Origin of the sequence: Synechocystis sp. PCC 6803 substr. PCC-P, from assembly GCF_000284455.1 — a bacterium.
Classification (GTDB): Bacteria; Cyanobacteriota; Cyanobacteriia; order Cyanobacteriales; family Microcystaceae; genus Synechocystis.
The window spans coordinates 867,476-880,317 of the sequence record NC_017039.1 but is presented as its reverse complement, the minus strand read 5'-3'; the positions used below and the strand labels follow the sequence as shown (position 1 = coordinate 880,317).

10 protein-coding genes are annotated in these 12,842 nt (G+C 49.9%); 4 read left to right on the top strand and 6 right to left on the bottom strand.

The window, feature by feature from the left end; translation table 11 throughout:
- Positions 1-19: 19 nt before the first annotated feature.
- The gene (locus SYNPCCP_RS04140) at positions 20-655 is read right to left on the bottom strand and encodes a peroxiredoxin (protein ID WP_010872009.1); all 636 of its coding nucleotides are present in this window, start codon (positions 653-655) and stop codon (positions 20-22) included.
- A 198-nt stretch (positions 656-853) separates the two neighbouring features.
- The gene (locus SYNPCCP_RS04135; RefSeq protein ID WP_223211346.1) at positions 854-1,081 is read right to left on the bottom strand and encodes a DUF2442 domain-containing protein; all 228 of its coding nucleotides are present in this window, start codon (positions 1,079-1,081) and stop codon (positions 854-856) included.
- Between the two features lie 91 nt (positions 1,082-1,172).
- On the opposite strand from SYNPCCP_RS04135, the gene SYNPCCP_RS04130 reads away from it, so the two are divergent.
- A complete protein-coding gene (locus SYNPCCP_RS04130) occupies positions 1,173-1,499 on the top strand; it encodes a YbjQ family protein (protein ID WP_010872007.1) in 327 nt (108 codons plus the stop codon).
- Positions 1,500-1,541: 42 nt separating this feature from the next.
- Here the strand turns inward: SYNPCCP_RS04130 and dprA are convergent, their stop codons facing one another.
- From dprA to SYNPCCP_RS04110, 4 genes are all read right to left on the bottom strand, one after another.
- Positions 1,542-2,738, bottom strand: coding sequence for a DNA-processing protein DprA (gene dprA / locus SYNPCCP_RS04125; protein WP_010872006.1), 1,197 nt, complete (start codon positions 2,736-2,738; stop codon positions 1,542-1,544).
- A 27-nt stretch (positions 2,739-2,765) separates the two neighbouring features.
- Complete coding sequence (locus tag SYNPCCP_RS04120) at positions 2,766-4,055, bottom strand: lipopolysaccharide assembly protein LapB (RefSeq protein ID WP_010872005.1); 1,290 nt, start codon at positions 4,053-4,055, stop codon at positions 2,766-2,768.
- A gap of 28 nt (positions 4,056-4,083) precedes the next feature.
- Positions 4,084-4,548 carry a DUF3531 family protein gene (locus tag SYNPCCP_RS04115; protein WP_010872004.1) on the bottom strand — a complete coding sequence of 155 codons (465 nt, stop codon included), beginning with the start codon at positions 4,546-4,548 and terminating at the stop codon, positions 4,084-4,086.
- 153 nt (positions 4,549-4,701) lie between these two features.
- Positions 4,702-5,370, bottom strand: coding sequence for a DUF533 domain-containing protein (locus tag SYNPCCP_RS04110; RefSeq protein WP_010872003.1), 669 nt, complete (start codon positions 5,368-5,370; stop codon positions 4,702-4,704).
- Positions 5,371-5,512: 142 nt separating this feature from the next.
- On the opposite strand from SYNPCCP_RS04110, the gene SYNPCCP_RS04105 reads away from it, so the two are divergent.
- From SYNPCCP_RS04105 to SYNPCCP_RS04095, 3 genes are all read left to right on the top strand, one after another.
- Positions 5,513-6,598: a phosphotransferase gene (locus SYNPCCP_RS04105; protein ID WP_010872002.1), complete on the top strand. Its 1,086-nt coding sequence runs from the start codon at positions 5,513-5,515 to the stop codon at positions 6,596-6,598.
- Positions 6,599-6,792: 194 nt separating this feature from the next.
- Positions 6,793-10,395, top strand: a complete 3,603-nt coding sequence (gene smc / locus SYNPCCP_RS04100) for a chromosome segregation protein SMC (RefSeq protein WP_010872001.1) — start codon at positions 6,793-6,795, stop codon at positions 10,393-10,395.
- A gap of 98 nt (positions 10,396-10,493) precedes the next feature.
- Positions 10,494-12,806 carry an ATP-dependent helicase gene (locus tag SYNPCCP_RS04095; RefSeq protein ID WP_010872000.1) on the top strand — a complete coding sequence of 771 codons (2,313 nt, stop codon included), beginning with the start codon at positions 10,494-10,496 and terminating at the stop codon, positions 12,804-12,806.
- Positions 12,807-12,842 lie beyond the last annotated feature (36 nt).

Here is a 12,842-nt window from a genome sequence, read left to right as displayed (position 1 = left end):
AGATTGGCTTAACCGAAACTTACTTATTGGGTTGGGGGGTCAAACGCAAATAAGGCTTGATTTCTTCCACCCCTTTGGGGAATTTGACCTTAGCATCCTCGGTGGAAATGGAGGGCACCACCACACACTTGTCCCCATCTTGCCAGTTAGCGGGGGTAGCTACTTGGTGATAATCGGTCAACTGGAGGGAGTCAATTACCCGCAAAATTTCGTCAAAGTTCCGGCCAGTGCTGGCGGGATAGGTGAAAGTTAAGCGTAATTTTTTGGCAGGATCGATGATGAAGACAGAACGCACCGTCAAATTATTGAGGGCATTGGGGTGGATCATGCCGTACAGATCGGACACCTTTTTGTCGCCGTCGGCCAAGATTGGGTAGTTAACGGTAGTGTTTTGGGTTTCGTCAATATCACAAATCCAGCCTTTGTGGGATTCCACATCATCCACACTGAGGGCAATCACCTTAACGTTGCGCTTATCAAATTCCGGCTTAAGTTTGGCTACAGTGCCCAATTCGGTGGTACAAACCGGAGTGTAATCCGCAGGGTGAGAGAATAAAACAACCCAGCTATCGCCGGCCCACTCATGGAAAGAAATGGGGCCTTGGCTGGATTCTTGGGTAAAGTCGGGGACAACATCACCGAGTTGTAAGGCCATAACAGATAGTTCCTAATACAATGCAAAATGGGGATCTTCTTCGATCATACTGCCATATCAGATACAGAATTTGGACGAATTGTTAGAAAACGCAAAATTGTCAGGAAAAGACTGGCATTGACGCAAAAATCACTGATCTGATTGACAACACCTGGCCAGTTAGTCTGGGGTAAGGCGATCGCCTTAGGTCAAAGGCAACTAAAAATGGCCGGCCACTACTCCAGGGACAGTAATATCCTCATCTAACTCTTCCCAGCGGAGGGCATAACCATTCACTTCAACTTTGACCTTTGCCAATTGTTCATTTGTAGCTTCTTTAAGGATACGGAAACGATCGCCAGGAAAGCCAAAGATCCTTCCATCGCTGAGTTCAACGTATATCATTCGTTTCTCTGCCCATGCTTTAATTGCAGTGGGTTCAACCATGCGATTTCTGTTGGCATTTCTTGGATTTTTTAGAGGTGGTAGCATTAATAAACCTTGAGGTTAAAAATTATTAAAACAGAATCTTAAAACTATGCTGACTTCCACAACGGATATTGTTCAAGGCCGGACTATTGCTCGCTACCACGGCATTGTCACCGCCGAAGTGGTATATGGCACCAATGCCCTGCGGGATTTTTTCGCGGGTATTCGGGACTTAATTGGTGGTAGAACTGGCAGTTATGAACAAATTTTTGAAAAAGGCCACCGAGAGGCGATCGCCGAATTGACTGAACGGGCCCAAAAATTGGGAGCCAATGGGGTAATTGGGGTGGCAGTAAATACCGGAACCATCAACATTGACGACCGGGGAGCATTATTGTTAATCACCGCAACGGGGACGGCGGTAACGGTGGATTAATTTATTTAGTGGATTAATTTATTTAATGGAGATGTCCCATGGTCACCGTCTTTGGTAGCGCATGCCGGGTTCCTGGCTGACTAAACCAAGAATTTCCAATTGGAGTAATCCAGCGGAAACATCCCCAATGGCCAAGGCTGTGACGGCAACAATTTGATCCAGGGCGGTGGGTTCTTCCTGGACTGCGGCCAAGATCTTTTTTAAAGTTGGTTCCAAGTCCTCCGGTGGTTCAGTCAAAGGTTGTTTACCCCTTGCCCCGGTGGTTAAAGTAGGGACATTGGTTTGGTCTAGATAACCAATTTGGCGATCGCCTGGAAGAATTTTTTGTTCTTGCCCTTGATCCAGTAAAGGTATTGCCCCCAAGCTGGCTAGCAATTGATTTTCCGACAGAATCACCTCTGCTCCGTTGTGGATGAGATTTAAGCAACCGTGGGCTTCTTGGACATCAGGGGAATTGGGTAGGCTAAACACGTCCCGGTTAAATTCGTTGGCATACTTGGCGGTGATTAAGGCCCCGGATTTGGGGGGAGCCTCCATTACCAACACGGCCCTGCTCAGACCGGCAATGATGCGATTTCGAGCGGGAAAATTACCCCGTTCTGGTTTACTGCCCACGGGATATTCACTCAAAATCAATCCTTCGGCGGCGATTTGCTCAAACAATTGTCGATTTTGGGGCGGATAAATCAAATCTAAGCCAGTGCCTAAAACGGCGATCGTCCTTCCGTTCACCCGTAAACAACTGCTGTGGGCGTCAGCGTCAATGCCAGCGGCTAAGCCAGAAACAATGGTGAAACCAGATTTGACCAGGGCTTGGCTAATTTTCCTTGTCCAACGGCTCCCGTGGTCGGTGGGGTAACGGGTGCCCACAATGCCTACCCCTGGAATTTGTCCTTGACTTTCCCGGTGGTCAAGACGTCCCAGATAGTACAACACCGGCGGTGGACTGGGGATTTCCCACAGTAAGCGGGGATAGTCCGGGTCATCGGGGGTGAGAAATTGGGGATTTTTTTGTTGATGTTCTTCTAAAAATTGAAACGGATTGAGATTGTTTCTTTGCCCAATAATTTTCTCAATCATTTTATGGCCAAAACCCTCCACTTCTCCCAGGGCGATCGGTCTCGCTTTCCAGGCATTTTCCAATAATTCAAAGTGTTGGGCCAGTCGCTTGAGCAACACTGGCCCTACTCCCTTAACCTGACTCCAGGCTAACCAATAGGCCTGTTCAGAATTCGCCATGGTTAATCAAAAATTTGTGAATAAAATCTATGACCCAGTGCCCCCAGAAATAGTTTGTATTTGATTAAGAATATTATTTTCTTTGGTACTATATTTGAGAGAGCGGGCCAAGGATAACGCCTGTTGATAGGCGGTTAAAGCTGCGCTGGTTTGCTGGGCATCTATGTAAAGTTGGGCAATTTTTTCGTAGGTAATCATCATGCCGTAATAGTTATAGGACTGTTGTTGTACCTGCAAAAGTTGTTTATAAATTTGTAGAGCATAGTTGGGTTGTTCACTGAACAGATACAAATCCCCCAGTTTATCCAAGGCGATCGCCGCTGTGCTCAATTGTTTAATAGACCAAGCTAGGGTGTAGGCCTTTTGATAGGCTTGGCTGGCATTTTCTGGCTGTTCCAGTTCTAGGTAATGGTCCCCAATGGCAATCTGGATATCGGGCACCAATTCCGGTTTACCGTCCTGCAATCTTCTTTGCACCAGTTGCTCTTTGATACGAATAGCATTGTCGGGCTGGGCAGACTGTTGATAAATTTCCCCTAGTTTTTGCAAGTAAATGCCTTCGTAATAACTGTTACGGGCATTGGTGGCCCTGGCTAGAAGGGTTTCATAAACCTCAGCGGCGGCGGGGTAGTTAAATTTAGCTAGATACAGTTCCCCCAACATGGAGAGGGCTTGGTTTTCCCGGCGGTAATCCCCCTGTTGCTGGGCTTCCCGACGCATTTGCTGATAAACGGCGATCGCCGAGTCGAGACTGTGGAGCTGGCCATAGGCTTTGGCAAAGGCTGTTAACAGTTCCGGGCTCATGGCCTTGTCCTTGGTCAGGGAAAGTTGTAAATCTTCCAAACGCTGACCGATGGCCATTACATCTTGGTTACGGCCTTGTTCCCAGGCGATCGCCCCAATGCGTCCCAGGGCCTCAACCTCGGCCAAATCCCCCAACCGTTGTCGCCCCCGTAAACTGCGGTAACGTACCTCAAAAGCCTGGTCCCCCTGTCCTGCCTGATCCAACACCAAAGCCTCAGCTTCTAACGCATCTAGGGCTTCGATTAGTCGTCGCCGTTGCAAAGGCGTGAGGGTTTCCCCAGAAGGAATCAGGGGATCCGTGGGAAAAAGGCTGGGGTCAAAGGGATTTTCGCTGGGGCTAAGGGGAGGCGGGGTAATGGGCGGGGGAATATAGGGAGTGCCCTGGGCCTGCACCGGATTAATATTCAAGACCCCACCAATTAGGGCAGGGAAAACCATCAGCCAGAGCAGAGGTAAGCTAGATTTTACTCCCAGGAAATATTGCCGATGGCCCGGGGACGAGGATGGATACATAGGGGAAAATGATGGGGACAGAGAAAACCTAATTGTGATCAAAATCTTCAAATTGATCGAAGCGGTCGTCCTGGCGATCGCCAACGGGCCAATCTTCGTTGATTCCCCCCACAATTAAACGGCGAATGGGCACGTAATCGAGGGAAAGTTGGTACAGTGCGTTGATCAACACATCTAGGGCAATGAGGTCGCTGGTGCCCAAATCAAACCAACAACGGCCCCAATGGTCTTGGTATTGGAAGTCTGCCATATTGTGCATGGGGGACATCATGGAACTAGAAAGATTGGCACTGTCATAGTCCAAATAGCTTAGGTCAATGCCCGTATCCTGTACCTGGAGATTTTCTGCATTAAAACCCCCTAGTTTGCCGAGATAAAACCAGGAAGCAAATAACTCTTCCACATATTGTTGTTCCGCCGGGGCAGGATTGGTCTCGAATTCTAGCCAAATCCAAAAATCGAAGGGATTTACTTCCCGAAATTGCACTTCCATAAGTTGGGGAGATAGTTAATTTTTAAACGTCATTAATTTTCAAGCGCAACGAGTCGGAGACAAATCAGCGCAATTGCTCAGGCGACAACCGAAAAATCCCGAAAGTTTCTCACAATTCGACCTAATAAAAAACCCAATAAAAATAAATAGGATTCAAATATAGGGCGTGATGTCCTCTTGGCAGTCATCGGCCAGGTAGGAAAGGGCCCGGAACCTCAGACCAATTAACTGTTCATACAGAGGATTTAGTTTGCACAGAGGGGGAATATGAACAATTTTGCGCCCAAACAGTTTAACATCCCGCTCGAAGGGACATTGGGGGGGCACCAGATGACAAATGAAATGGGCCAAACGAGGATCGTGGATGGCCATGCCGTCCAGCCAATCCTTGACGGGGTGAAGTAAATCGGGATGGGGATGTTCCTCCATTTCGGTTCGATCGCCGTTGGGATCACAGATGGTATGTTCTAATGACTCCAAAGCGTCAATTTTTATCCCCAGGGCTTGACTAAATTCCCGCAATAGCTCTCCTTCCACCGGGGAATAAAGGCCATCGGCGATCGCCACCAACACCGCTGTGCGGAGAAAGTTTTCCGCCGTTTCCTTGTCGTCCCCCAAGCCTTCTAGTAATTCCGCCGGGGTAATGGTCTTGAATAGAACCTCATCTTCCTTGTTGCCAAAACCCATCTCCTGGGTGAGGCCGGTGATCATTTGTTGCTCCGATTCATCAAAGTCCCCATCACTCCAGGCAATGGTCAGCAGTCCCCTCAACCAAGTGGCAATTTGGACATCGGTGTAACGACTTTGGGTACGATTGGCCATGATTTTTCCCTGGGCAACTATGCGGTCATCAGATATTTAAATCAAACTCTAACTGAAGTGTAGCTTAGAATACGGAGCCCCTTCTCCTCCCTTTCTAAGCTAAAGGAGACGGCTTTGCATCCTCACCACTCCCCTTGACCCCATGCCCCCCCTGCAACTACTCCGATCCCTTTCTGCCCTACCGGACATTAATCCAGTGGTGGATTTTCCGGCTCCCAATCCGGCCCCAAAATCAACAGTAGCGGGGGACGCTTTTCCCAGTGTTTATTCCACCTTAGCTCCCCATGCCCTAACCAATTTGGTGTTTAAGCATTACGACATTGAAGTGCCCAAAGGCTGTCGATTTTGGCATCGGGGTTTGAGCGATGTGTACTTGGTGGAGACCCTAGCGGACGATTACATTTTGCGTATTTCCCACCAACATTGGCGCACCGAAAGTGAAATTCAGTTTGAGTTGGAGTTGCTCAATTTTTTAGCGGACCGGGATGTGCCGGTGGCGGCCCCCCTCAGGCATCGGGATGGGGGTTATGCCCTGGAGATTAATGCCCCAGAAGGTAAGCGCTATGCCAGTTTGTTTCCCTATGCTCCCGGGGGGGTGGCGATCGGGGATTTGAGCAAAACTCAAGGCTTTTTGTTGGGGGAAATGTTAGCTCAACTGCACCAAACAGCCCAACGGTTCAAGCCTTCTGCCCACCGTCCTCCCCTCACCCTCAGCTATCTGTTGGATGATTCTCTCCATACCATTGCCCCTTTTCTGCACCACCGGCTGGAAGAATGGCGTTGTCTGATCGACATTTCCATGGCGATTAAAACCCAGCTCACATCCATTCCCACCCACACCCCCTATTGGACTATTTGTTGGGGGGACCCCCACAGCGGCAATGTCCATTTCACTGCTGAAGACCAGATGATGCTGTTTGATTTTGACCAGTGTGGCATGGGTTGGCGAGCCTTCGACATTGCTAAATTTCTACAGGTTTCCATGCAATCGGGCCTGGGACGTAATATTCGGGATGCTTTTTTAAGCGGTTATAACTCCATTGCTCCTTTGACAGTTCTGGAGGAAAACTCCTTGCAGGCCTTGACCCAAACGGCTTTCATCTGGTCTTGGGCCATCCATGTACAAACCCTGAAGCTATCGGATTACAGTCGGCTCCACGGCAGTTACTTCAAACGTCGGTTAGAGAATTTGCAACAATTGGGCTCAACGGATTGGCAACTGTTTTAAAAGGGGAAACTTGTCCCCCATGTATCCTCGTCCAGTGCAAAGTACCCTTGCCAACGCCCTCTACCTGCATTAGTCCCTGGGCAGTTTCCGGCCAATGGCGATCGCCAAGCGTCGTATATTAGGCATATATTGAGCCGCTGGGCCTTGCCACTGTCAGGATTGGGAGGGCCTGGATTACCCCGTCCCCAACCTCCATGGTTTATGTCAAGCGCATCGAACTATCCCATTTCAAATCCTTTGGGGGAACCACCGCCATTCCTTTTTTGCCGGGGTTTACGGTGGTGTCTGGGCCCAATGGTTCGGGCAAGTCAAATATCCTCGATGCATTGCTATTTTGTTTGGGGTTAGCCACTTCCAAGGGCATGCGGGCTGAACGACTACCGGATTTGGTCAATAACACTTTCAAGGGGAACCGGGGCAGTTCCGAAGCTAGTGTGTCAGTCACCTTTGAATTGCATGATGGGGAAAACCTATCCGAGCCAGGGGCTAACCATAATGGCAACGGCAACGGAGCAAAAATTTCTAAGGAATGGACTGTTACCCGTCGCCTGAAGGTGACCAAAGGGGGCAATTATTCCTCCAACTATTACATCAATGGGGAGACAGCCACCGTCACGGAACTCCATGAACAATTAAATGAACTGCGCATTTACCCAGAGGGCTACAACATTGTGCTCCAGGGGGATGTGACCCGCATTATCACCATGAACTCCAAGGAGCGCCGGGAAATCATCGATGAGTTGGCGGGGGTAGCGGAATTTGACCGCAAAATTGTTAAAACCAAGGAGACTTTGACGGAGGTGCAAGACCGGGAAGAACGCTGTCAAATTATTGCGACGGAGTTGGAGCGCACTTTGGAACGGTTGGCGGCCGATCGCCAGAAGGCAGAAAAATACCAGGCCCTGCGGCAACAGGTACAGGAAAAGCAAGGGTGGGCCAAGGTTATTCAGTACAAAGCAGTGGAGCAACAACGGCAAAAGCTATGGGGACAATTGGAGCGGGATCGAGAACAATCCCAGCAAATTCAGCAAGCCCTAGACCAACGCAGTCAAGCCATTCAAACTCAGCAAACAGAGTTGGAAAAGCTCAATGCCCAGGTCAAGGCCCTGGGGGAAGAGGAACAATTGGCCGTGGCGGCCCAGTTGGCCACCCAAAAAGCCCAACGGGACCAACTCCAGCAACGTTATAACGACGGCGATCGCCAAATTACCAATCACCAACAACAGGTGGGGCAAATCCAGGCGGAAATTAGCCAGAGTCAACAGCAGTTTTTGCACATTCAACAGGAAAAATCCTTCCATAACACCCAAACCCTGCCCCAGCTAGAAGCCGCAGTGCAGACCAGTCAGCAACAGTTGGAGCAACTCCGGCACCAGGCCCAGGCGATCGCCTCCGCTTCCGAAGCATGGGTACAGGAACAAACCCAACTCAGCCGCACTGTCAACCAATTACAAGACGAGTTAATCCCCCAACGCAGTCAGTTGGCCCAGCTAGAGGAACGCCAACAACAATTGCTAACCAATTTGGCTGAATTAACCCCTCTGCTCACAAAGGTTTCTGTTGAGTTGGAAGAAAAACAGTTTGCCCAAGGGCAGTTCAACTTCCAGGGAGAAGCACTAACCAGTCAGATTCAAACTCTGGCCAGCGATTTGGCCCAACTGGAACAGGAACGGAGTTTGCTACAGGAAACCCAAACCCGCCTGCTCAAAGAACAACAGGAAAAACAACGGCAATTGGACAAATTAGAAGCGGCTAGTCAAGCTCAGCAGGAAGTGCAGGGCACCTACGCCACCAAAGTGATTTTGCAGTCGGATTTACCCGGGGTCTGCGGTTTAGTGGCCCAATTGGGTCAGGTGGAGCCCCAATATCAACTGGCTCTGGAAATTGCGGCCGGGGGCCGTTTGGGTTTTCTTGTTGTGGAAGATGATGGTGTGGCGGCGGCGGGCATTGAAATCCTCAAACAGGCCAAAGCAGGACGGGCCACTTTTTTACCCCTGAATAAAATTCGTCCTCCCAAGGGTCAAAATCCCAACCTTAGTTATGCCCATGGTTACATTGACCTGGCAGTGAATTTAATCGACGGCGATCGCCGTTACGCCGACATTTTTGCTTTTATCTTTGGCAATACCATCGTTTTTGACACCTTAGTTAACGCCCGCAACCACCTGGGCAAGCATCGCATTGTCACCCTAGAGGGAGATTTACTAGAAGCCAGTGGAGCCATGAGTGGCGGCAGTCGCAACCAACGCTCAGGACTACGGTTCGGCACCATGGTCAGTGAAGATACGGCAGAAGTGAAACAGTTGCGTCAACGGTTACAGGACATTCAGCAAGTCCAAGGCCGTAACGAAGAGTTATTGCTAGAAAGAACAGTTCGTAGTAGGCAGTTAACTCAACAGTTGATGGAAATGCGGCAACAACAACGGGAAGCACAACTTCACGGAGAACAAACGGAACGAGACATAGCACGCCTCAGTCAACAGCAAACACAAATTAATCAACAACAAATTAATCAACAGCAAAAACTAGCAGAGTTACAACAAAATTTAGCTTTGTTGCAGCAATCTTTGCCGCCCTTGGAACAACAGTTAGCCTCCGCTCAGCAACAATTAACTGCCTTGGAAACTTCCCAAACCCATCAACAATGGCAAACTATCCAGATCCAAATTCGTACCGTGGAAGCGGAGTACCAACGCCAATTGCAAGCCCTACGCCAGGGGGAGGATCACCTCAAGGATTTGCAGAATAGTAGCCAACGCCTAGAGGAAAAAATTGCCCAAGCCCAGGAAAAAATTGCCCAACATCAAGCTCAGGATCTCACCCTAGCCCAGGAACAGGAGCAGTTAAAAATAGCTTTGGCGGAAATGAATGGGGCTATCCAAACCACGGAAGCTCAGTTGGCGAAACTGTCGGAAAAATTGGGTAGTACTAAGCAAGAAAGGGATCGTCTAGAAACTCAGCTTAACCAGCTCCGTAGTCAACAACAGGAACAGCAATGGCAATGGGAAAAGTTACAAACTAATCAACAGGAATACCAGGAAAATTTAACTCAACTGCAAACTCAATTGGAAGCATTAGAACAGGATTTGCCCGATCCCTGGCCGGAAATTCCCCTGCTCCAAGACCGGGACGAAGCAAACTTGGATTTTGCCAATATTTTGGAGGAATTAGAGCGATCCATTCGCAATGGTCAAAAACGTTTGGAAGCCATGGAACCGGTGAATATGCTGGCGTTACAAGAATATGAAAAAACTGAAGCTCGCCTAGGGGAATTGTCAGAAAAGTTGCAAACCATTGCCGGGGAACGGACCGAGTTACTCCTCAGGATTGAAAATTTTACTACCCTGCGTCGTCGTTCTTTCCAAGATGCTTTTGATGCAGTCAATAAAAACTTTCAGATTATTTTTGCAGAACTTTCTGATGGGGACGGCTACTTACAATTAGACGATGCGGAAGATCCTTTTAATGGGGGTTTAAACCTAGTGGCCCACCCCAAAGGTAAACCGGTGCGTCGCCTCAGTTCCATGTCCGGTGGAGAGAAATCCTTAACTGCGCTAAGCTTCATTTTTGCCCTCCAACGCTACCGCCCCTCCCCTTTTTATGGCTTTGATGAAGTGGATATGTTTTTGGACGGTGCCAATGTGGAAAAACTGTCCAAAATGGTCCGCAAACAGGCCCAACAAGCCCAATTTATTGTGGTGAGCCTCCGTCGTCCCATGATTGAAGCGGCGGAACGCACCATTGGAGTAACCCAAGCCCGGGGAGCCCATACCCAGGTTTTGGGCATTAAGTTGTAGCTTCGCCTAGATATAGTACAAGAGTCATTATTCAAACAATCTGGCAAAACCATTGAGTTGGATTTACTGAACAAAACCTACGTCAATTTGTTGCGCCAATGGGTAGATTGAGGGGAACACTAACGTCGGCGATCGCCATGAATCAAACTTCCCTGAACCTAGAGCAACTCCGCCAGAGTTTACGCAGCAGTCAACGACCTCTGGCGGATTGGCATGGGGGAGAGATGGCCGTTTCCGCCGTGCCCGGGGCTGGCAAATCCCATAGTCTTTCTGTGGCGGCGGCGATCGCCATTGCCCACCATGGTTTACATAACCAGGAAAAATTGCTGATTGTGACCTACACCCGTTCAGCGGCGGCGGCCATCAAAGGCAAGGTTAATCAACGTTTACGGGCCTTGGGCTTACCCAGTTTGGGATTTACGGTGCAGACCCTCCACGGTTTAGCCCTCAGCATTGCCCTACGCCATCCGGAAGTATCGGGGCTAGACCCGGAGCAACAGACCCTGGTTTCGCCCCAAAAAGGCCATCGCTTGATCAAAGATGCGGTGGAACAATGGCGGCGGGAAAATCCTAAAACCTATCAAACCCTGGTGGAAGCGGGTAATTTTGACGGGGAGACAACGGAAACCCTGCGGCGGCAGGCGGTGCTGAGCACGGAAGTTTTACCTGAATTAACCAAAACTGTGGTGGCAGAAGCAAAAAGTTCTGGCCTCTCTCCCCAGGCTGTGGCGGACATGGGTCGCATTGCCCCCGGTAGCGAACTCCTGCTGATGGGAGCCGGTTTGTTCAAACATTACCAAGCCCTGATGGAGGCGAAAAATTGGATCGACTATAACGACATGATTTTGGCCGCCCTGCGGGTGCTAGAAGATCCCCACCTTTGCCGCCAGTGGCAGGAACAATTTTTTGGTGTTTTTGAAGATGAAGCCCAGGACTCTAGCCCTCTGCAGGAAAAGTTACTGACCAAGCTGGCCCAAAACGCCGATGGTACCATTCGTTTAATTCGGGTGGGGGACCCCAATCAAGCCATTAACTCTAGCTTTACCCCCGCTGACCCCGTATATTTCGATCAATTTTGCCAACGGTGCCAGGCTTTGGGCAGTTTCGCCACCATGGACCAGGCGGGGCGCAGTAATTTACAGGTAATTGCGGCGGCCAACTTCTTGCTGGAATGGGTTAACCAAGATTGGCAAGCACGGTTTAATAGTGGTCCCAAAGGGGATGCGACCTTACCCTTCCGCCCCCAGGCAATTCGTCCAGTGGAACCGGGGGACCCCCAACCCAATCCTCCGGCCACCGATGGGGGAGTGGAAATTCGTTTTCCCCAAGATATCAATGAAGAAGTAGAACAAATTCGCCATCGGCTAGTGCCCCTGTTGTTGGCCAATCCTCACCACAATGCTGCCATTTTAGTACGGGAAAATCGCCAGGGAAGGTTCGTGGCCGATCGCCTGAAGGATGTGGAAAAAGATGGTGGACTGAAGGTTTTGGACGTGGGGGACCAGGATCGTAATTCCCGCATACCAGGGGAAATCCTTAGTCTTTTACAATTTATCGACCGCCCCCATTCCCCCGATCTCCTCAAAGCCACCTTAACAGTGTTGCAGGAGCGCCAACTAATTCCCACTCAAGATTTAAATGCTTTGGCGGCGGTGCCGGAACAATTTCTCTACCCCACTCCCCTGATGCCTCCCCTGGCCTCCCCGGCGGTTTCTGCCCAGGGCCTATGTCGTAGTTTGCTCAAAGCCCGCCTGGAACTGCCCGCCTATCAATTGATTGCTTTTTTGGGTCTGGCCCTCAACTATGACAGCTCAGATTTAGCCACCTTACAAAAGTTGTCGGAACGTTTACAGGTACAAACCCAACCCGAACGCTCATTAAAAAATTTGCTCAGCGAACTCCACACCATTGCCAACGATGAACAATTTGAGGCGATCGCCAGCGATAGTGATGAAAAATACACCAGACCGGGGCAAATCACCATTATCACCATGCACAAGGCCAAGGGATTGGATTGGGACTATGTGTTTTTACCCTTTTTGCACCAGGACACCCTCCCTGGCGATTTATGGGTACCCAAGGGAGGGCAATTTTTGGGGCAGTTTACCCTAGCGGAGGTGGCCAGGGCCCAAATTCGCACCGTGGTACACCATCGCCAACAGCAAAAGCCCCAGGCGATCGCCCTGCCGGTCACGGCCACCGCTTGGCAAGAAGCCCGCCGCCTCAAGGAAGCAGAGGAATACCGACTACTCTACGTCGCTATGACCAGGGCCAAGCGTTTATTGTGGCTATCCGCCGCCCAGGAAGGGCCCTTTGCCTGGAACCAAATGCAAGCCCGCAAATCCCCCCGACTACAACCCAAACAACCATCCCAGGCCCTATTGGCCCTACAAAAGCGTTTTGGTTCCTAGGGGAAGGACTATAATCGGATCCAAGGGCATCAGTGG